Source organism: Paenibacillus sp. V4I7, from assembly GCF_030817275.1.
Lineage (GTDB): Bacteria > Bacillota > Bacilli > Paenibacillales > NBRC-103111 > Paenibacillus_E.
The window spans coordinates 5,783,054-5,802,612 of record NZ_JAUSZD010000002.1 but is presented as its reverse complement, the minus strand read 5'-3'; the positions used below and the strand labels follow the sequence as shown (position 1 = coordinate 5,802,612).

At 44.8% G+C, this 19,559-nt stretch carries 20 protein-coding genes; 8 read left to right on the top strand and 12 right to left on the bottom strand.

All coding sequences use genetic code 11. From position 1 onward, the window contains the following. Positions 1-29: 29 nt before the first annotated feature. Positions 30-590, top strand: coding sequence for a 5' nucleotidase, NT5C type (locus tag QFZ80_RS27120; RefSeq protein WP_307552875.1), 561 nt, complete (start codon positions 30-32; stop codon positions 588-590). 434 nt (positions 591-1,024) lie between these two features. Here QFZ80_RS27120 and QFZ80_RS27115 read toward each other — a convergent pair whose 3' ends face one another. Next, on the bottom strand, positions 1,025-1,873 hold the full coding sequence (locus QFZ80_RS27115; protein WP_307561958.1) for a transposase: 849 nt from the start codon (positions 1,871-1,873) through the stop codon (positions 1,025-1,027). Between the two features lie 694 nt (positions 1,874-2,567). On the opposite strand from QFZ80_RS27115, the gene yunB reads away from it, so the two are divergent. Further along, positions 2,568-3,365, top strand: a complete 798-nt coding sequence (gene yunB, locus QFZ80_RS27110) for a sporulation protein YunB (RefSeq protein WP_307552879.1) — start codon at positions 2,568-2,570, stop codon at positions 3,363-3,365. Positions 3,366-3,375: 10 nt separating this feature from the next. Here the strand turns inward: yunB and QFZ80_RS27105 are convergent, their stop codons facing one another. Beyond that, positions 3,376-4,425, bottom strand: a complete 1,050-nt coding sequence (locus tag QFZ80_RS27105) for a M23 family metallopeptidase (RefSeq protein WP_373460172.1) — start codon at positions 4,423-4,425, stop codon at positions 3,376-3,378. Positions 4,426-4,541: 116 nt separating this feature from the next. On the opposite strand from QFZ80_RS27105, the gene larC2 reads away from it, so the two are divergent. After that, the gene (gene larC2 / locus QFZ80_RS27100) at positions 4,542-5,030 is read left to right on the top strand and encodes a nickel pincer cofactor biosynthesis protein LarC2 (protein ID WP_307552883.1); all 489 of its coding nucleotides are present in this window, start codon (positions 4,542-4,544) and stop codon (positions 5,028-5,030) included. Positions 5,031-5,080: 50 nt separating this feature from the next. Here the strand turns inward: larC2 and larC are convergent, their stop codons facing one another. The 3 genes from larC to larE are packed head-to-tail and all read right to left on the bottom strand — an operon-like array spanning position 5,081 to position 7,566. Next, on the bottom strand, positions 5,081-5,935 hold the full coding sequence (gene larC / locus QFZ80_RS27095) for a nickel pincer cofactor biosynthesis protein LarC (RefSeq protein ID WP_307561954.1): 855 nt from the start codon (positions 5,933-5,935) through the stop codon (positions 5,081-5,083). A gap of 9 nt (positions 5,936-5,944) precedes the next feature. Then, positions 5,945-6,721, bottom strand: coding sequence for a nickel pincer cofactor biosynthesis protein LarB (gene larB, locus QFZ80_RS27090; protein ID WP_307552886.1), 777 nt, complete (start codon positions 6,719-6,721; stop codon positions 5,945-5,947). After that, on the bottom strand, positions 6,718-7,566 hold the full coding sequence (gene larE / locus QFZ80_RS27085; protein WP_307552888.1) for an ATP-dependent sacrificial sulfur transferase LarE: 849 nt from the start codon (positions 7,564-7,566) through the stop codon (positions 6,718-6,720). Before larE ends, larB begins: the two co-directional genes overlap by 4 nt. Positions 7,567-7,721: 155 nt before the next feature. On the opposite strand from larE, the gene lipA reads away from it, so the two are divergent. Both lipA and QFZ80_RS27075 read left to right on the top strand, forming a co-directional pair. Then, positions 7,722-8,597 (top strand): lipoyl synthase, encoded by an 876-nt coding sequence (gene lipA, locus QFZ80_RS27080; RefSeq protein WP_307561951.1) that lies wholly within the window; start codon positions 7,722-7,724, stop codon positions 8,595-8,597. A 40-nt stretch (positions 8,598-8,637) separates the two neighbouring features. Further along, the gene (locus QFZ80_RS27075; protein WP_307552890.1) at positions 8,638-8,955 is read left to right on the top strand and encodes a YutD family protein; all 318 of its coding nucleotides are present in this window, start codon (positions 8,638-8,640) and stop codon (positions 8,953-8,955) included. A gap of 59 nt (positions 8,956-9,014) precedes the next feature. On the opposite strand, the gene QFZ80_RS27070 is transcribed toward QFZ80_RS27075, so the two are convergent. From QFZ80_RS27070 to ylbJ, 4 genes are all read right to left on the bottom strand, one after another. Then, a complete protein-coding gene (locus tag QFZ80_RS27070; RefSeq protein ID WP_307561949.1) occupies positions 9,015-9,827 on the bottom strand; it encodes an NAD kinase in 813 nt (270 codons plus the stop codon). An 87-nt stretch (positions 9,828-9,914) separates the two neighbouring features. Further along, positions 9,915-10,589 (bottom strand): flagellar brake protein, encoded by a 675-nt coding sequence (locus QFZ80_RS27065; RefSeq protein WP_307552894.1) that lies wholly within the window; start codon positions 10,587-10,589, stop codon positions 9,915-9,917. 127 nt (positions 10,590-10,716) lie between these two features. After that, positions 10,717-13,317 (bottom strand): alpha-glucan family phosphorylase, encoded by a 2,601-nt coding sequence (gene glgP / locus QFZ80_RS27060; protein ID WP_307561947.1) that lies wholly within the window; start codon positions 13,315-13,317, stop codon positions 10,717-10,719. Position 13,318: 1 nt separating this feature from the next. Further along, positions 13,319-14,557 (bottom strand): sporulation integral membrane protein YlbJ, encoded by a 1,239-nt coding sequence (ylbJ, locus tag QFZ80_RS27055; RefSeq protein WP_307552898.1) that lies wholly within the window; start codon positions 14,555-14,557, stop codon positions 13,319-13,321. 281 nt (positions 14,558-14,838) lie between these two features. On the opposite strand from ylbJ, the gene QFZ80_RS27050 reads away from it, so the two are divergent. Together QFZ80_RS27050 and QFZ80_RS27045 are read left to right on the top strand one after the other, a co-directional pair. Beyond that, complete coding sequence (locus QFZ80_RS27050; RefSeq protein WP_307552900.1) at positions 14,839-15,231, top strand: globin domain-containing protein; 393 nt, start codon at positions 14,839-14,841, stop codon at positions 15,229-15,231. A 42-nt stretch (positions 15,232-15,273) separates the two neighbouring features. After that, entirely contained in the window at positions 15,274-15,978 is a 705-nt protein-coding gene (locus QFZ80_RS27045; protein WP_307561945.1) for a DUF2225 domain-containing protein, read from the top strand. Between the two features lie 68 nt (positions 15,979-16,046). On the opposite strand, the gene QFZ80_RS27040 is transcribed toward QFZ80_RS27045, so the two are convergent. The 3 genes from QFZ80_RS27040 to QFZ80_RS27030 are packed head-to-tail and all read right to left on the bottom strand — an operon-like array spanning position 16,047 to position 17,593. Further along, on the bottom strand, positions 16,047-17,153 hold the full coding sequence (locus tag QFZ80_RS27040; protein ID WP_307561943.1) for a diguanylate cyclase: 1,107 nt from the start codon (positions 17,151-17,153) through the stop codon (positions 16,047-16,049). A gap of 38 nt (positions 17,154-17,191) precedes the next feature. Continuing rightward, the gene (locus QFZ80_RS27035; RefSeq protein WP_082562640.1) at positions 17,192-17,425 is read right to left on the bottom strand and encodes a hypothetical protein; all 234 of its coding nucleotides are present in this window, start codon (positions 17,423-17,425) and stop codon (positions 17,192-17,194) included. Between the two features lie 3 nt (positions 17,426-17,428). Further along, entirely contained in the window at positions 17,429-17,593 is a 165-nt protein-coding gene (locus QFZ80_RS27030) for a YycC family protein (protein WP_307552906.1), read from the bottom strand. 156 nt (positions 17,594-17,749) lie between these two features. On the opposite strand from QFZ80_RS27030, the gene QFZ80_RS27025 reads away from it, so the two are divergent. After that, complete coding sequence (locus QFZ80_RS27025) at positions 17,750-19,558, top strand: M3 family oligoendopeptidase (RefSeq protein ID WP_307561941.1); 1,809 nt, start codon at positions 17,750-17,752, stop codon at positions 19,556-19,558. Position 19,559 lies beyond the last annotated feature (1 nt).

The window sequence follows — 19,559 nt, the reverse complement described above, 5'->3', positions numbered from 1 at the left end:
TAGTATATCCGTGAAATGAGGAGTTAACCTTGAAATTCGGCTTTGATATCGATGATACACTTATTAATTTAAGAGAACATGCCTTTCATATTTATAACCAGAAGCTAAAGCAAAATATTGGGTTGGATGCGTTCCATGCCTTAACGACGATGGAAATTCACAGTGCCTTCGGTTTGACGAAAGAAGAAGGAGGCAAGCTCTGGTTTAGCCTCCGCGACGACATTTATTATTCGCAGTGTCCTTCTTTTCCTTATGCCGTAGATATCTTGCAGGAATTAGTACAACAAGGTCATGAGGTCTACTATATTACGGCAAGAGCCCAAGAGCATACAGAACGAACAAAAAACTGGTTAATTGCCAACGGTTTCCCGGTAGTTGAGGGACATTTTTATTGTGGGATGAGTGATTCCGAGAAAGTACATATTATTGAAAAACTGAACTTGGATTATTATTTCGATGATAAACCGGCCGTTCTGGAAACCTTGACCCACCTCCCATTGAACTTATATGTGAAAGATAGATCGTATAATCAGCACTTGAACCTACCTAGGATTGTATCTTGGGACGAACTCCGAGAAATTATAAAATGAAACAAAGCTGAACTCCTAGATGTTAAGGGGTTCAGCTTTTTTACTCCATTTAAGAACCCAGAACCCAGAACCAAGAATCAAGAACCGAGAACCGAGAACCAAGAACCAAGAACCAAGAACCAAGAACCAAGCACCCAACTCCAAACTCCAAACTATGAATCCAATACTTGACCAAGCTTTCAACAAAGATGGTCTTTCACTTCCAATCCCCTATGTCCACTATCCCTTTAACTCAGAATGAAAGAATTCATTAAGAATGAACGAATGAATATACGAACGAAAGAATGAATGTATACGAACGAAAGAATGAATGAATGTATGAATGTATGTATGTATACGTGATCAAGTTTTTCGTCAATTGATCATTAGTTTTATTTCTATAATTACAGAAATTGAAAATTGAATGACCAAATTTAATACTACTATTTGTCTTATTAGTAGCTAGCGGGTTTGAAGCAGAGTTGAACTAAATGGGCAAAAATAGGTTTGTTTTTTGAAGAAAGGTTTAGTCGATAACTAAATTCGTCTAAATACTTTTGTAAATGTTTGGGTCCGAGGCCATGGAAGGTGTTATTTATCCATTTACTAGCTTGTTTAGCGAATACGAGCAATGGTCGAAGTCGTGTGTGGGTATAAAAACCTGTAACTATCTCAATATTTTGGATATCTGATTCTATGTGCAGTTGTTGAAAGGCTTTTGTTTCAAATCGAGGAATATGTCTTTCTTTTGGATTCGTAAGAAGAACATGCTTGATTTTGAGGTAGGTAGATTCATTCCATTCATTAACTGATTTGCCTATAAGAAGAAGATGCTCTTGCTGGTGTTTGTGAACAGAAGGATTATAAGGTCGTCCGTAGATAGCCGAATTAATACAAACTGAGCCCGAAAGCGGAGTTTGATCATCGGAGCTATGAATCATAGAACGGATTTTATACAAGATTAGCCAAGCAGTTTTATAAGTAACCTTGATAAATTTAGAAAGTTCGATTGCGGTCGTACCTTTATTTGTACGGGAGAAAAGAAAAAGAGCCAGCATCCATTTACTCAGTCCAGTTCGACTTCCCTCCATAATTGTCCCGGATATAAGAGACGTTTGATGGCGACAGTGACTGCATTCGTAAAGCGGAAGACGACGGGTAGTTGTCACATAAGCATGGCTGTGTTTACAACGCGGGCAGCTAAAACCTTCAGGCCACTTAGTATGAAAAATATACTCAATGCAAGCACTGTCAGTGGAAAAATGATTTTGAAATTGCTCAAGTGACATACTTGCAAAATTCATATGCATCTCTCCGTTTGTCCAGAAATGAGAATATATGTTCCTATTAATAATATACCAAACATATGATCTTATTTCAAGGGAAAATGGAAAAATTTAATTAGAAATCGAATGGTTTTCTAATTTCTGAGTGATGGGGATAGTGTCCATAGAGGTGGTGAAAAGTTGGGTTGGACGCAAAGTGAGGTGACGTTGGATGGAAGATGTCAATGAGATGAGATACAGGTACGTGGACAGGACAGGACAGGATAGGATAGGACAAATTGTGTCGGCTGAAGGATGTGGTGGCATAGTCAAGGTAATGCGGGGTCGATATGGTGCTGACATGAGTTGCCCTGAATGGATGAGACTCACGTAGGAAGTTGCATTGATGATGGGTCGCAGAAGCGAGAAGATACGGATGTACGGATGGGTTGTGTCTCAGTGAGAAGAACGTATACGTAGGAACCCAGACGAGAGAGGTTACAGAAGGGATGGGGAAATCTGCAGGCGTAATCCAGTTAGACCCATTGGGTTCAGACTCGATAACGAATAAGACGGGATACAAATGGAATGGGAATGGGGAAAGTTAGAATAACAATGGAGATGAATGTATGACCGGTTGAGTGGACTTGCTGTGGGGAACGTGTCTTCTTTTTCACTCCATGTCCGCATAAGGTAGTACTAATTGATTTGAGTGGCTAGGGGAGGGAATGGGATGCTGCTAAGGCGACGCTGGAGAAGCAGACCTACAGGTAAAACAAACCGCAAAAAGGTGCTGTTGATCGGTCTTCTCATCTTTGTCTTATTTAGCGTGCAGTTTTTTATTTTCGTAGAACGTAATCTTAGACCTCCACTGATGAATTTGGCAAAAGTACGCATAAAGCAGATAGCAACACAAGCGATTAATAGTGCCATTGCGGATCATGTGGCTGGAAGTACGAGTGCGGAGCAATTAATTGATTGGAAGATGGATAAAAACGGTAAAATAACAGGATTTATGCTTAATTATAATGAACATATGCGTATAACTGCAGATACGATTAAAACAGTGCAAGGTGAACTGAAGGATTTGCAAAGTATATCAGAGCATATTCCGGTAGGGCAAGCGATGAATAGTGCGATTCTCTCCTCATTTGGCCCTGATATTCCGATTCGTCTGCTGCCAGTAGGTAATGTGAAGGTTGATCTAAATACACGTTCTCAAAATGCGGGAATCAATATGGTTATGTTTGAAGTGTATGTCCGTATTATTGCAGAAGTATCTGTGATTATTCCCTTTGATTCCGATACTGAAATTGTGGAAACCGAAATTCCTATTTCCTATTCACTCGTTGTTGGGGATGTCCCTACGTATTATTATGATAACAAGGGTAAACCTGTGGGCAGTAATAAGGATGCGAGTCCACCGAGTTTATCGCTGCCTAGTATACCGAATGCCGGAACTACAACAACACCAAAGTCTGAGGGAGTTTCAACGCAAGAAAGCAATACACAAAAAGAACCGCCCCAATAATGGAGCGGTTTTATTTTTTCTTTTTCATCCGATCTTCACGTTCCCATTTGCGAAGGGAGGGGTAAGGATCGAAGCTCCATTCGGTCAGCCCATTATCACGATAAAGTCCAAAATGGAGATGCGGTGGAAATTTACCTGATGTTCCCGGCTTACCATAACCTGAACTACCCACCCAGCCGATGGTTTGTCCAGGTTTTACAATATCGTTTTCTTTGATTCCTTTTTGAAAACCAGAAAGGTGCGCGTAGTAGTGATATATATTGTTCACATCTCGAATACCAATCCGCCAGCCTCCGTAGGGATTCCAGCCTTTAATTTCCACAATGCCATAGCAAGTGCTTCGTACAGGAACACCATAACCCGCAAATAAGTCTGTTCCTTCATGGGAACGATGCCCGCCCCATCCGCGACTGTCCCCCCATGTGCTGCGATAGGAGTAGTCCGCGTGCACCGGCAGTGGAAAGGCATGCTCGTAAGCGTCGAGGGTACCTAATGTGGCGTAGATTGTAGCGAATTGTTTGATACGTTCAACACTGCGCGAGTTTTGATAATAATTCCATAAGCTAATTTGTAAATTTTCTTCTTGGTTGCCATTACTGCTCATTAGTGTGGCCATAGCTGCCAGTACGTCTAAATCGTTGTTTCGATCGGCAATGCCGTCACCTGAACCATCTCGCCCGTAACCATGAAAGAAGGAGATGCTTCTTGGATTCGTATCTTGCTGGTCTGGATTCAATAAGCCGACCCAATCTGTTTCAGGGAAGTAAATGCTGGTAATTCCTTGATGTTCGGGTCTTTTTTTCGCGATATTCATTGTTCTTTCGTACTGATCAACTGCGGCAAGGTATGCCCATGGAATGCCTGACAAGATGCTTGTTTTTTCAAATAGCTCTTTCCGCTCAGCGTTCAAGTTCGGGTTAACTTTAGACGGAGCTGCGGCAAACAATTGGTCAGATGCAGCGGCGTGGGATTCAGCATTGCTTGAAAGAGTCCCGGATTCGGTTGCTGATAGGAGGAGGCTAAGAACAAGAACCCGCGACCAAAACGGTCTGCTTTTCATCTCTATCATCCTTCCTGAAATGTTAGTTCTTAGGATGTACTCTTCTACGAATGTTTATCCCTGCATCTTTCGTTGTTATCCGATTTTTGCTATGATGCCTGTATGAGGTGAGGATCGTGAGTTTTAATCATAGGGATGAGCATGTGGACGATAGTATGCTGTTAATTCAGGCAAATTTAGACGATATGAACCCGGAGTGGGTTTCTTATATAATGGATAAGCTTTTTGAAGTAGGTGCGAACGATGTATTTGTAGTACCGATAATTATGAAGAAAGGCAGACCTGGGATTATGCTGAATGTGCTGGTTGAAGATGAACGGCTCTCTGTTGTAGAGGAAGTTATTTTTAGCGAGACAACGACACTCGGCATCAGGTACATGCACGCTTCCTGCCATAGATTGGCTAGAGAATTCGAGCAAGTGCTAACACGATGGGGACTTTTAACGGTAAAAGTCGGTTATCACCAGGGAAAATTGGTACAGTATGCACCAGAGTTCAAAGAATGCGAACAAATTGCTAAGGAGCATCAAGTACCTTTGAAGCAGGTATACGAGGAAGTTAGGATGCAGTTTATCCAGCAAAAACAAAAAAACGTCTCCTCCTGATTTGAAGGAAGAGGCGTTTTTGGTAATTTATAAATGGTCTCCGTGGAGACTCATGTATGGTGAGGGTGTGTATGTGAATGCTCATGTTGGTGGTGATGATGATCATCATGTGTATGTCCATGTCCATGCTCATGTGCAAGGTGCTCGTGGCTTACTTGCCATTTTCCAATATAAGGATCAACTTTACCGACTACGACGCGAAGCACATTGGGTTGATTAGGTAAATCTCTTGTACCTGCACCGTAACCGATGGTGTCAACGATCATAGGAGGAAAGCTTTTAGAGAACTCGTCCACGATTCCGGAAATAATTCCGGCACCAGTTGGCGTGGTCATCTCTATATTATAGTTGGTTGAAGCAATGGGTAACCCACGCATCATTTCCAGTGTTGCCGGAGCTGGTACGGGATATATACCATGATCGATATGTATAGTCCCTGAACCTAGAGGTACTGGAGAGGCAAAGATGCGCTCGACTTGTAGGGAGTCAATGGCTAAGGCCACACCTACGATATCGACAATGGAGTCTATGGCTCCGACTTCGTGGAAGTGTACTTTTTCAACGGGAATGCCATGGATTTTTGCTTCAGCAATACCGATCTTTTCAAAAATAGCTAAGCTGATAGCTGTTACACGCTCATTGAAGCCTGCCTGTTGAATGACTTGTACGATTTCTGAGTAATGACGATGATGTTTCGGTGGATGCTGTGGGTCTAGAATGACATCTAGCTTTAAGGCGGAAATACCGCGCTTAACGACGCGCTTCCATTCCAACATGTACGGCTCTAGTTTGATTTTGGTAAGCTCTTCTTCAATGTAAGCTCGATCTGCTCCCGCATCTACTAAAGCACCCAGGGTCATATCGCCGCTGATTCCGGAGAAGCAGTCTAAATATAAAATGCGCATTGTAGGATCTCACGCTCGTTTCGACATATTTTTGTTAATGAGCCCTGCATAGTAACCGGCTCCGAAGCCGTTGTCGATGTTCACTACTGAGATTCCTGGTGAGCAGCTATTTAGCATCGACAACAAGGGAGCGATACCTGCAAGGTTCGCGCCATAACCGATGCTTGTCGGCACAGCCACGATCGGTTTGGCTACTAGCCCGCCGACGACGCTGGCGAGCGCGCCTTCCATGCCGGCAACGACCACAATCGCGTTTGCACCGCGAATGAGCTCCAGCCGGCGGAAGAGCCGGTGAATGCCAGCTACACCCACGTCGAACACGCGTTCAACGTGGCTGCCCAGGCATTCTGCCGTAAGAGCCGCCTCCTCCGCCACGGGGAGGTCGGAGGTGCCTGCGCACACGACGGCGATATAGCCGTCGTGGACTTTAAGCATGGGCCGCTTGAACCAGGTCAGCGACCTTGCCGTTTCGTGGTAGGTGACACCTTCCACGGCAGCGGTAACATGGGCGGCTTTGGCCGCGTCTACGCGCGTAGCGAGCACGCGGTCGGTGTGCTCCATCAGCCGCCGGAAAATCGCCTCGATCTGCTCAGCGGTCTTGCCTTCCCCGAAAATGACCTCGGGGAAGCCCGTACGCTTCTCGCGATCGATGTCGAGCTGAGCAAATCCAAGATCAAGGTTAGCTGGGCCTGCGGCGCTGCCTTCCTTGATGATTTGCTTTTTGGCTTCTTCTACGTCCAGATCGCCCGCCTGGACGAGCTTTAAGATCTTCTCTAAGTCCATCATAAGGATGCTTCTTTCACCTTGTCTTTGGTCTCCTTGGACAGCACTTCGTTCATGCTGCCCGTTCGGTAACCTTGTAAATCGAGGGTTACGTAAGTGAACCCGAGCTTGCTGAACTTTTCATAGATCGCATCACGGTGTTCAACGACTTTATGAATCTCATCCGGCATAACCTCGATCCGGGCAATTTTTTCATGGTGACGCACGCGCACCTGATACAATCCAAGCTGGGACAAGAAGTATTCGCCTTCGTCCAGTTGGTCGATTTTCCACTTCTCAATTTGTGTCCCGTAAGGGATACGAGAAGACAAGCAAGCAAAAGACGGTTTATTCCAAGTACGCAGTCCTAGCTCTTTGGAAAGCTGTCTGATCTCGTCCTTGGTCATGCCAGACTCCTGTAAAGTACTACGGACGCCTTGCTCGTTCTTGGCTTGTAGACCCGGTCTATAGTCACCGAGATCGTCCATGTTCGATCCATCCAGAATGTAGGGGTACCCTAACTCTTTGGCTAGTTGCTTCAAATGTGAATAAAGTCCCGTCTTACAATGGTAACAGCGATCTGGATTGTTAGCGACGAAATTCGCATTTTCCAATTCTTTGACCTCTGTTTTGTACAGTGGGACACCGATTTGTTCTGCTAGTTCAACGGCTGCATCGAATTCCCGAGAAGGGAACGTTTCGGATGCTGCAGTGACGGCTAAGACTTGATCTCCTAGCTCCTGCTGCGCACGTTTAAGGACGAATGTACTGTCAACCCCTCCGGAGAAGGCGATTAATACTCGGCCCATACCTCTTATAATTTCTCCAAGCTTGCGGTCTTTCTCTCGTGTTACTTCTTGTATGCTCATGTTTCTTCCCTCCCATACAGCCTTTACATGATAGGTTAAGCTGTTTTGGCCATCTTGATAAGTGTATCACAACTGACTGGCAAAGTGGATTGTTTTGTCAGTCATTCATGTTATAATAACAAGAACGAGAAACCAAATAAAAGGCGGGAATTATAGTGCCTCCAAAGCCATTAGAGAGAAAACCAGACTGGTTAAAAATCAATCTCAAGACAGATGAGAATTTCAAAGAAATAAAGTCAATGATGCGTTCCAAGACGCTGCATACGGTTTGCGAAGAAGCCAAATGTCCAAACATTCATGAGTGCTGGGCGAATCGTACAGCCACTTTTATGATTTTGGGCGATATTTGTACCCGAGCATGCCGTTTCTGTGCAGTCAAAACAGGGCTGCCTACCGAGCTGGATCTTGAAGAACCAGAACGTGTAGCTGATGCCGCTTTACAAATGGGACTGCGCCACTGTGTCGTCACTTCCGTTGCTCGCGATGATTTGGCAGATGGCGGCGCGATGATATTCGCTGAGACCATCAAAGCGATTCGCCGCAAAATGCCAATGTGCACAGTCGAAGTGCTGATCCCGGATTTCTTGGGCAGGGAAGAGTCACTGGCCATAGTTCTAGAGGCTAAGCCTGATATCTTGAACCATAATATGGAGACTGTTGAACGCATGTCAGACCGCGTCCGCTCGAAGGCGAAATATCGCCGTTCTCTAGAACTGCTGGAGCGTTCGAAGCGTATTGCTCCGAACATCCCAACCAAATCCAGCGTCATGATTGGCGTAGGCGAGGAGTGGGACGAGCTGCTGCAAACGATGGAGGATTTACGTGCAGTTGGCTGCGACATTATGACGATTGGGCAGTACCTGCAGCCGTCTACAACGCATTTGGCTGTAGCCAAGTACTATACGCCTGAGCAGTTTGCTATGCTCAAAGAAGAGGGCATGAAACGTGGCTTTAAGCACGTTGAGTCGGGACCATTGGTACGCAGCTCGTACCATGCCCATGAACAGGTTCAAGCCGCATCAAACGTTTAAATTAACGAACGGATCATAGAAAGGAGAGCTTCCTACCATCATGATTCATATTGCAAATAAAACATACGAGCTCGTTACAGACCATAAGAATGGCTGGAATTTTGAAGTGTTTAAAGAACGTTTTAGCGAAGTATTGGAACGATACGACTATATTGTCGGCGATTGGGGTTACAGCCAGCTAAGGTTGAGAGGATTTTTTAAAGAAATCCATCCTAAAGCAACAAAGGAATCATCCATTGCCGCTCTTCAAGATTACTTGAATGAGTACTGCAACTTCGGCTGCGCGTATTTCATTATCGAAAAAGTGAATGGCACAAAGCAGCAAGTGCCTTCTGAAGTGATTACAACTACTCCTTAATGTAGTGAAACCAAAAGACGCCTCTCATTCTCCAACGGAGTGAGAGGCGTCTTTACTGTTTATTTTACTTCTAACCCAACGAAAGCTTCGCGAACTCTATTCCAGAAAGGAAATGGGCGGAACCTGGCAAACTTAACTTTCACGTTGGCAGCTACACGGCAGCGGATAGAAATAACGTCGTTTCGCTGCAAGTATAAGTGATCAAGTGATAAAAGCATATTCTGCTGCGCTTTAGGATAAATGTCACAGTGATGATGCTTCGGTAAAATCATGGAAGAGCCGAGTGTGCGGTAGACCCTATTGTTAATCGAAGCAATCTCTGCAATTTGAATCGCTTCGAGCGAAGGGTGGACCATTGCTCCGCCTAAGCTTTTGTTGTAAGCAGTGCTGCCAGCAGGCGAGGAAATGCAGATTCCGTCTCCACGGAACATCTCGAACATTTCATCGTTAACGTGAAGCCGAGCGACTAGCGATACTTCGATTCCTCGTATTGTAAATTCGTTGAGAGCCAGATGCGTCTCTGAGCCCTTTTCTGTCGTAATTTCAATCTCGACGACGGGGTACTGCACAACACGCAGCTCCTCGGGGGTGGTGACGCTGAACATCAATGAAGCCAGATGGTCCAGCTCATCTGGTTTCCAATCTGCGAAGAAACCTAAGTGACCTGTATGGATACCAACGAAAGCGATGTGATCAAGCTGATGCACATATTTATGAAAAGCTTGCAGCATCGTGCCATCTCCGCCAATAGAAAGGACAATGTCAGGATTTTCTTCATCCCTCGGCATGCCTTGCTGTGCGGCGAGTTGATGGAACCGCTCTGTCAGCCCCTTGGAGATGTCATCGCCTCGTTCAATGACGTTGTATTTCAATTGGTTTCCTCCTAAAAGTTTTCGTAAGAAAACTTGCATCGTAAGCATAAGCTGAGTTTTGCTTTAGCAAAACTTTCTTCGTAAAGATTAGCTAGTAATCGAGCAATATTTATCAATGTCCTGAAGTATTGATTCAGGTGTATGTCGGAACTCGGCGGCGACCCGATAAGAATCATTACTGAAATTCGTCACCCTAATAATTTCACCATAGGCGGTAATGGGATGGGGATACCCGGGGAGAATGAAGCTGAATTCCAGAAATAAGGGAAAGAAAAGCCGATTCGTCGTAACGAAAGAAAGACCGCTCGCACTAATATCAAGCAGTTGTCCGGAAAAGGCGACTCCCTTGCTTGCGGATAAGCCGCGAATGCCTACAATACGCAGTGTGATCGGTGTTCGAAGGGAGAGCTTGGCTCTACTGTACCTTCTGTTCTGATGATGATGAATCTCTTCGGGAATGGATAACGAAAGGTAACATATCGTCTTCTTTAATTCAAGTTGAATTAAATCGACATAGGCGTAATATAAAATTCCACGGTCTTTAAAAGAAAACTCAATAAAAGAAATATGCTCTAATTTGTCGAATGGGAAAATTCCGGATAGCTCTAAACAAACGGTGAATGAAGCTTCACCTATTTTATCAATGGAGAAATTTTCTTCATAGCAAAAAGGCTGCCCATCTTTACATTCTCCGACAATGATCAAATGACAATCCGTATTCGGTCCGATATATGCCAATTCCAGTGCCTTATTCCAATCCATAGCATCACCAAGTGGTTAGATTTGCATTCATGAACGCATGCACATACCGTAAGTTCTCTATTCATAATAATTTATAAAAGAAAATAAGAAAAGCCCCAAACGGGGCTTTATCTAGGAATTCACGTATTTACTGCCACGATAATGTGCTGGTGACTAAGGAAAGTTCAAAGGAATGTGCGAAGTTAGATGAGATGGGGCGCACACGAATAGAGAAGTGGGGCCCATGAATGAGATGCGATGGAATGGTCGCTTTATAGCTCTGCATCTGTTCAATCAGTTCGCCAATTGGTTCCATTGGAATAATTTTTTGCTCCCATGTTTCGCCATTTTCCTCGTAATAAATGACTTCTACTGCCGTATCTTGCGGCCAAATGGGGCCGAAGTGAATTTGTGTCGTAATTTCCTTTGTTGATGGTTTTATCTCGTTTAACGGCACTTCCGTAGATAATTTGGCAGAGCGGTCATCGATCCCAATGATTTTCACGTGATACCAGTTCGAACGGATGAACTGTTTGTAATCGGCAACCTTCGTTGCAACATCATAGTGATTAGAAACAAAGAGCAGGGCTCGCTGAGCTGTCGGCAAATAGGTAAGCTCTGTGTAGTCCTGCACCATGCGATGCGTGTTATAAACCGGGCTTAGCGATTGAATAGAACGCTTCATGCGGCTGATCCATTGATGCGGGAGTGCTCCTTGATTGTAGTACAGTGGAATAATTTCTTTCTCTAAAATGTGATAGATGGCTTGTGTATTTTCTTTCTCTTGTGCAGCCCAGTCGGCCGCTCCTGTGGAACCGATAGCCCAGCCGTTCGAACCGTTATAGCCTTCCTCCCACCAGCCATCGAGTACACTAAAATTAAGCACCCCGTTCATGGCGGCCTTTTGACCGCTCGTTCCACTGGCCTCAAGAGGTCTACGGGGGTTATTTAACCAGACGTCTACGCCTTGTACGAGGTAACGGGCCATATTCATGTCATAGTTCTCGAGAATAACGATTTTGCCTACGAATTCTTTCATCTGCGAAACGCGGTAAATTTCACGGATAAGCTCTTGACCTGGGTAATCAGCAGGGTGAGCTTTGCCGGCAAAAATAAATTGGACGGGTCTCTCGGGATCATTGATTAACTTCTTAAGCCGGTATAAATCATTAAAAATGAGATTAGCTCGCTTGTAGGTCGCAAATCTTCTGGCAAATCCAATGGTTAATGCCTTGGGATTCAAATACTGTCTGACTTCCTCGATCCGCTCTTCTGTTTCTCCGTTGCGCTTGCGCTGCTCGAACAAATTTCGCCTGGCGTAGCGAACTAAATCTTCTTTCAGTTGTTGATGCACTTTCCAGATGGATTCGTCTGGAATGACCTCGATTTGCGCCCACTGGTGCTTATTGGCTTGTTCTTCCCGCCATGAACCGGGCAGGAAACGATCAAGAAGTTCTTTCCATTGCGGCGCTGTCCACGTATCTAGATGTACGCCATTCGTAATGGAGCTAATGGGAACTTCGCTCGCATCGATATGACCGTGAAATTCTTTGAACATTTCTCGGGATACTTGACCGTGCAGCTTACTGACCCCATTACGCAGTCCGGCTGTATTCATAGCCAAATGGGTCATATTGAATTGACCCGTATGGTGATCGAGCCCTAGTGCTACAATGTCCTGTTTGTGCCGCGATAGATCACTTAGGAGAGGCCCGAGATAGTGTTCCACCATCTCGATGGAGAACGTGTCATGCCCCGCAGGTACAGGTGTATGGGTAGTAAATACAGTGGCTGACCGAACGGTTTCAACTGCCACATGAAAGGGAAGACCTAGATGCAGAAGCTCCTTCAGTCGCTCTAGCGTGAGGAAAGCCGCATGACCTTCGTTGATATGGTACACGTTGGGATAGATGTTAAGCCGTCGAAGCGCCTTAACGCCCCCAATGCCAAGAACCATTTCCTGAGCAATCCGCGTATCTTGATTGCCCCCATACAGCTGAGCGGTCAGCTCTTTGTCCGCTGAATTGTTGGCTTCATGATCGGCATCCAGCAAATAGATCGAATTACGGCCGACACGCACACGCCAAACCTGTAAGGTGATGGCGCGACCAGGCATATCAATGGAAACGACGAGCTGCTGGCCATTCTGCAGTACACGTTCGATCGGAAGTTTGGTGAAGTCATAGGGGTATAATTCACTCTGCTGACCGCCGGAGGCATCGATTTTCTGCGTGAAATAGCCTTTTTTATAAAGAAGTCCAACACCGATTAAAGGGATACCCAAATCACTTGCAGATTTCGTATGGTCACCAGCTAAGATTCCCAGTCCTCCTGAATAAATCGGCAATGATTCATGAAAGCCGAACTCCGCGGAGAAGTAAGCAATTTGTACATAACCCTTGTCCGTATGCTGCTCTTGAAACCAAGTCGTGCCGTTCATATAAGCATCGAACTTGGCCATTACTTGTTGATAGTTTGCTACAAAATCTTGGTTTCCGCTGAGGGCCTCGATCTGTGAATTGTCCAATAGGTGAAGTAAACGAACAGGATTATGGCCGGATTGATCCCATTTTACAGGATCCATTTGTGTAAAAAGCTGCAAGGCGTCATGGTTCCAACTGAACCATAAGTTAAATGATAGCTCAGTCAAACGCTCAATTGCAGGAGGCAAATGTTTAGCTTCTTGGGGGAAGGCTGCTTGCATATCTGGATGTTCTCTCCCTTTATGATCATGATCGTGATTACCCATATTATCTTGTTCCACCAACCTTTTCATACACGAGTTTAAATAAGGAATATGCAGCAAAGAGTCCGGCAATGACACAAAAAGCACCAAGGAAGACCGTTCCGCTAATTGGCAGCATTAGCCTTAGATAGCTGAGAACAGGAGAAGCCGAATCATATTGTGGTAAGAAAACGGCTTTGGATTCTCGAAAAATTTGCATAGGCTCCCAAAAAAAGAGAACAATAGCAGCGGAGAGCAAGGCATGGATGAAGCGAGCGGTGACAAATGGCAAGTAACGCAGATTCGTATGGCTTAATAGGCTAACAATTTGAGCATGAACGGACATGCCGCCCCATGACAAAATGAAAGCACCGATAGCCACTTTGCTGGAGAGCGCTAACGATACGGGAGCATTCCCGGCAGCCTTCGCCCCGAGTGTTACTTCAAACAAACCATTCATTACTGCTTGTGATAACTCATGGGGGAGTCCTGTGATTTGCAGGAGGGAGGCAATGAGTAGGTAGATCGCATTCATGACCTTAGCTGCTGTTAAGACTTCTAAAACAACAGAGAAGAACACAACTAGTCCACCTACTACGAAAATTAAGCTGAGCGACTGTAGGATGGATTGACTCAGTAGTGTGCCTATGGGTCTGCCGTCGTTGATTCGAGCGCTGTGCATCGCTTCAAAAGCACGCTTCAAGACCCCGCCCTTGCTCTTAATCTCCTGCTCTGTGGGCAGGCTCTTCCTGCCATGAAATCGCATCATTAAACCTATAAGCACGGAGCCTCCGTAATGAGCAACAGCTAAGATCATAGCCAAAGAAGCATCGTGAAAGAAGCCTATCGAAACGGCTCCGATTAAGAATATCGGATCGGAGCTTGTTGTGAATGCAACGAGTCGTTCACCTTCCTCACGATTGACGAGCTTCTGCTCCCACAGCTGGGAGGTCAACTTAGCTCCGACCGGGTAACCTGCAGCGAAGCCCATAGCCATTACGAACCCACCGATGCCAGGGATACGGAAGACGGGACGCATCATCGGATCGAGCAGCATACCGAAGAAATGAACGATACCAAAGCCAAGCATAATTTCGGAGATGACGAAGAAAGGGAAAAGTGCGGGAAAGAGCACATCCCACCAAATGGAAACGCCGCGTAAGGCTGCTTGAAGGCCGTCATGAGGGAACGCAAATAAGCATAGAATAATAGCAGTAACAGAAAAAGCCATGAGTAACGCAGCTGTGAAATTTCGTTTCTGCATGAGATTGGATACCTCCTCCTACTCAACTATATGAACAGGATGGGACATACATGCCGTCCCAAAATACTTAGACTTTGGTACTGTTCAGAGCTCGGTTTTATGGTAAAATAGAACTAGTAAAGTCTTATATCCTAGGCAGCGGGAGTGATTCAAATGACAGGTGTCATTGCTGGTTTGGTTGTATGTATGTTCGTATTTGTCATTCGAGAAACGCTCATGCATGCAGGGGATGAGGATTTAGAAAACTATTAAAGTGATTATGAATAGCGAGGTTTACCCTAATGTCAGAAAGTGATCGCAGCACGTTGTACGAATTGATGGGGGGAGCGGAGACGGTACGCCGACTCGTGGAAGCCTTTTATCCAAAAGTTCAGCAGAATCCATTGTTATCGCCTCTGTTCCCTTCCGATATAGGACCGGTTATAGATAAACAGTTTATGTTTTTAAGTCAGTTTTTTGGTGGACCAACCTTGTATTCAGATACGCATGGACATCCAATGATGAGAGCAAGACACATGGCATTTCCAATTACAGTAGAACGTGCAGATGCCTGGTTAAGCTGTATGTCGGAAGCTATGGTGGAAGTAGGACTACCATCTGATTTGCGGGATTTTTTACTTGAACGCCTGAAAGGCTCTGCCTATCATTTTATTAACACATCAAAAGAAGAATAGTTCTTCTTTCCTACATACAACTTAAGTGAAGGCGGGGTTTCAATGATGGTCGAACCTTTATATGAAATTTCAGTGAAGTGCACATATTGCGAGAATTCTTACAAAACGATGAAGGTTCGTCCGAGTTTCAAGAAAGCTAGCAAAACAGATACGGATTTCTGTGTTCATTATAAAGACATCAACCCCGACTTCTATGTAGTGAGGGTCTGTCCATTTTGTGGATATGCGCATACAGAAAACTTTTCGGATAAATGGAAACCAGCGCAGAGGGAAGTCTTTTACGAGAGAGTGGCTCAAAACTGGTCAATGCGCAATTATTGCGGAGAAAGAACTTGGGAAGATACACTTCTTAGTTACAAATTGGCCCTTCTCAGTGCGCAGATTAGAGATGAGAAATCACGTGTTGTAGCAGGTCTTCTACACCATTTGGCATGGTTGTACCGTTCCAAAGGAGACTGGGAGCAGGAGGAGCGTTTCCTAACGTTTGCCTTGGACGCTTATGTCAGTGTGTATGAAACAGAAGGTTTGGACCTCAATAATGCACGACTCATGTATTTAATAGGAGAGCTCAATCGCAGATTAAGCCGCTTCAATAAGGCGGTCAAATGGTTTTCACGCATTATCAATGACCGCAAGATTATGGATGCTGGTATGATTAGAGCAAGTCGTGAACAATGGATAGCAACCCGTGAAGATATGCTTGCGATTCGTATGGAGCTGCCAGACGAAATGAAACAAGCTACATAATGAATATTGCCGTATAAATCAAATGAACGCTTATCTATTCAAGGAGTTGACTTCAATCCCTTGAATGGCTAAGCGTTCATTTTTTGATTTTTTAGTTGTATATGCTTGTAAAGGGTAGAACGGTTTTTGCCGCGGTGCTTGGATTCATAAAGCGCATGATCTGCTTCAGAGATAACTCGTTTCAGTTCCACCTGAGGTTCTTCCGCGGTTGAAATTCCTATTGAGATTGTTATTGGTACAGAATCTGTAGGGTTCTTATGGAGAAACGTATCCGCAACAATGGCGCATAGCAACTCAGCATATTTGCTAAGCCGCAGGGGATCAATCTCTGAGCTGAGAAGAATAAATTCTTCTCCCCCGTATCTAGCCAAATAATCCTGTTCATGGATATGCTGTCGTAGAACACTGCTGATTTCGCGAAGCAGCTGATCACCTTCCAAATGTCCAAACTGATCATTGTATTGCTTGAAATTATCTAAATCAATCATCATGATGGATACTCTGCGTTTGTGTAGCGCATTGATGGCAATCGGCATAAAGCTGCGCAAATTCGGTAATTTGGTTAAGCCGTCTTGATTGGCTTGCAGCTCTAATTGGCGCTGCAGCCGCCAACTTTTATTCTCATCATTGACCATGACGATAATGATGATGAAAGTAGCTGACATGATAGCCAGCATAAACAACTGATCTAGGGCGTATGGCCATGATAAGTTGCTCTCTAGAAGCTCTTGTATTAGTAACCGTAGGAGGAAGACAAATGAGCATATTTGCAGCCCATGTCGAATAGGAATGTCCAAGAAACCACTGCGGTATTCTTTGTTGTGAAATAAGGGGCTAATCAATGCTGGGGCAATTAGTTCTTGTACAATGATGAACCATGCTTGGTTTTCTTGTGTGAAGAAAGTAAATCCCGAAGGTAATATTGTTGATAATAAGGCAACAGGCAGTCCATAACGCAAACCGGCCATAAAGATGGGGACTGAACGTAAATCAACCAGGCCAAATAGCTCTGGTAGGGGTACCAGCATCATGATGATGCTGGCTAGTCCAGTGAGCAATGGTGCAAGCAAGTGCTCATATGAATCGATAAGCATCTTGCTGCGAAGTTTCATTGCCATGTAATTTAACGTAACTAACGTACATGCGCTTGTCAAAGGAACGAGGTACTCATTCATAGGGACTCTTTCTACTCCTTGCGCTTTGAAGCTACGATTCATTTGCGTATTGCGGTGTCCGCCAATAAATAATCGCGATCTGTGTCGACGAGCGTTAGCTTATTATGGCAGCAAGGAAACACAAGCAGCTTTTTTTTACCTTCGTGAATGGATGTCAGTTCGTGGATTTTCAATGGCAGCAGCACATTGGGGCTATGGCAAAAGGGACATTGGGCCACATAAATGTCCTTCATAATAATGTCATAAGGCCAAGTGTTAGCGAAAGGGATCAACGCTTACTTCGATTCTGGATCACTATTTTCCGGTGAGGAAGCTTTAGCGAGCTCCGCTAATTTTTGCAGTAAAATATGTTGTGGCATATGCATGAGATGTTCTAAAGGCACCTTAAGTTGTTCAGCTAGCTTAACGGCTGTTTCTGGAGAAATTTGTAACGGTTTCATAATTGAAAATCACCCATCCTGTTCCGAATATATGATGTGGGAACTATCTATAATTGAATCATACTTTTTACCTATAAGCAATGATCAAGATGAGTATTATTGGCGATCAGGTGGCGATTATGATTTAATAAAAGATGGAAAGGAAAGGTGATAGCTTTGCTTAATTTACCTCTTAATCAAACATGGAATTTAGAAACCTTTTTTCCTGGGGGAAGCGAGTCTCCTGCATTCGCAGCGCACCTAAAGGAGCTTCAAGCATCGATTGCTGCTTTTCAAGAACAAGTACGAAATACCCCCTCACCACAACAGGCAGAAGATACAGCTTCGCTAGAAAGACTGATAGAACTGTTTCAGCATAATTTGAAGCATATCCATGAGGCGGATTCTTTCGTAGGCTGCTTGCTAGCGGATAATCAGAAGGATAAGAAAGCGCCTGTACTTAGCGGAAAGGTCAAAAGCTTGTTTGCAGAGCATTTGTCTTCGCTCACCCATTTTGATCAAGTTCTGACGGGGATTCCAGATGATGTATGGTCAGCTCTACTGCAGAAAGAGCCGTTCAAAGCTATAGCTTTTCCGCTCCATGAGCGACGTGCTTTGGCCCAAGAGAAGCTGCCGCCTGAGCAGGAAGCCTTAATTAATGATTTGGCTGTAGATGGCTATCATGGGTGGGGAGATCTGTATAATACGACCGTTGGTCAATTCCGCATGGCTGTAGAGGTTGACGGTGAACAGGTGGAGCTATCCGCCGGTCAAGCGTTTAATAAACTACATACAGAGAATCGTGAAGAACGACTGGACCTGTTTGAAAAATGGGAACAAGCATGGACGGATAAAGAGGAATATTGTGCCGAAGCATTAAACCATTTGGCAGGTTTCCGTCTTCAGGTTTATAAATACAGAGGTTGGAAAAACATACATAAAGAGCCGCTTGCTATCAATCGTATGGAAGAGAAAACGTTGAATGTCATGTGGGAAGTGATCGACCGCAATAAAGACATTTTCGTTGCGTATTTGAACCGAAAAGCGAAACTGCTTGGCGTTGATAAGTTGGCTTGGGTTGACGTGGATGCGCCACTGGGCGATTCCTCGAAGAAAATTTCTTATGACGATGGTGCTAGTCTGATTGTCGATCAATTTAAACAGTTCAGTCCGAAGCTGGCAGCCTTTTCGGAAGAAGCCTTTGAGAAGCGCTGGATCGAAGCTGAGGATCGAGCAGGGAAGCGGCCTGGGGGCTTCTGTACATCTTTCCCGATAGCGGGTGAGACGCGTATCTTCATGACCTACGGCGGAACGTTAAATAACGTTTCTACATTAGCTCATGAGTTAGGTCACGGCTACCATCAGCATGTCATGACGGATATGCCTGCGTTAGCGCAGGAGTACGCGATGAACGTCGCAGAGACAGCCTCTACCTTCGCTGAAATGATTGTAGCGGACGCCGTTGTAAAGAGTGCCTCAACAGATGAAGAACGCATCGTTTTACTCGAGGATAAGATCCAACGGGCAATCGCTTTCTTCATGAACATCCATGCGAGATTCATCTTCGAAACGAACTTTTACGAAGCACGAAGTCAAGGTTTAGTTAGCGTTGAACGTTTGAATGAACTCATGGTGGATGCACAGAAGCTAGCTTACAAAGATGCTTTAAGCAGCTATCATCCGCATTTCTGGGCGGCTAAGCTGCATTTCTATGCGACGGATGTTCCTTTTTATAATTTCCCATACACGTTCGGTTACCTCTTTAGTGCAGGTATTTACGCAAGAGCGGTGCAGGAGGGTGCTGCCTTTGAAGAAAAGTATATCTCTTTGCTTAGAGACACAGGCAGCATGAACGTGGAGGAGCTTGCTCAGAAGCATCTCGGCGTTGATCTTACAGAACCGGATTTCTGGCAAAGCGCTGTCGATATGGCAGTTCAAGATGTGAAGCAGTTCATGGAACTGACAGAAGCTAAAGTCCAAGCGTGAA

What these genes read in the sequence shown, in the direction of transcription:
- QFZ80_RS27115 (WP_307561958.1), bottom strand. Translation starts at nt 1,873, where the DNA reads ATGAATTTTGCAAGTATGTCACTTGAGCAATTTCAAAATCATTTTTCC.
- yunB (WP_307552879.1), top strand. Translation starts at nt 2,568, where the DNA reads ATGCTGCTAAGGCGACGCTGGAGAAGCAGACCTACAGGTAAAACAAAC.
- QFZ80_RS27105 (WP_373460172.1), bottom strand. Translation starts at nt 4,425, where the DNA reads ATGAAAAGCAGACCGTTTTGGTCGCGGGTTCTTGTTCTTAGCCTCCTC.
- larC (WP_307561954.1), bottom strand. Translation starts at nt 5,935, where the DNA reads ATGCGCATTTTATATTTAGACTGCTTCTCCGGAATCAGCGGCGATATG.
- larB (WP_307552886.1), bottom strand. Translation starts at nt 6,721, where the DNA reads ATGATGGACTTAGAGAAGATCTTAAAGCTCGTCCAGGCGGGCGATCTG.
- larE (WP_307552888.1), bottom strand. Translation starts at nt 7,566, where the DNA reads ATGAGCATACAAGAAGTAACACGAGAGAAAGACCGCAAGCTTGGAGAA.
- QFZ80_RS27075 (WP_307552890.1), top strand. Translation starts at nt 8,638, where the DNA reads ATGATTCATATTGCAAATAAAACATACGAGCTCGTTACAGACCATAAG.
- QFZ80_RS27065 (WP_307552894.1), bottom strand. Translation starts at nt 10,589, where the DNA reads ATGGATTGGAATAAGGCACTGGAATTGGCATATATCGGACCGAATACG.
- glgP (WP_307561947.1), bottom strand. Translation starts at nt 13,317, where the DNA reads ATGGGTAATCACGATCATGATCATAAAGGGAGAGAACATCCAGATATG.
- ylbJ (WP_307552898.1), bottom strand. Translation starts at nt 14,557, where the DNA reads ATGCAGAAACGAAATTTCACAGCTGCGTTACTCATGGCTTTTTCTGTT.
- QFZ80_RS27050 (WP_307552900.1), top strand. Translation starts at nt 14,839, where the DNA reads ATGTCAGAAAGTGATCGCAGCACGTTGTACGAATTGATGGGGGGAGCG.
- QFZ80_RS27045 (WP_307561945.1), top strand. Translation starts at nt 15,274, where the DNA reads ATGATGGTCGAACCTTTATATGAAATTTCAGTGAAGTGCACATATTGC.
- QFZ80_RS27040 (WP_307561943.1), bottom strand. Translation starts at nt 17,153, where the DNA reads ATGAATGAGTACCTCGTTCCTTTGACAAGCGCATGTACGTTAGTTACG.
- QFZ80_RS27030 (WP_307552906.1), bottom strand. Translation starts at nt 17,593, where the DNA reads ATGAAACCGTTACAAATTTCTCCAGAAACAGCCGTTAAGCTAGCTGAA.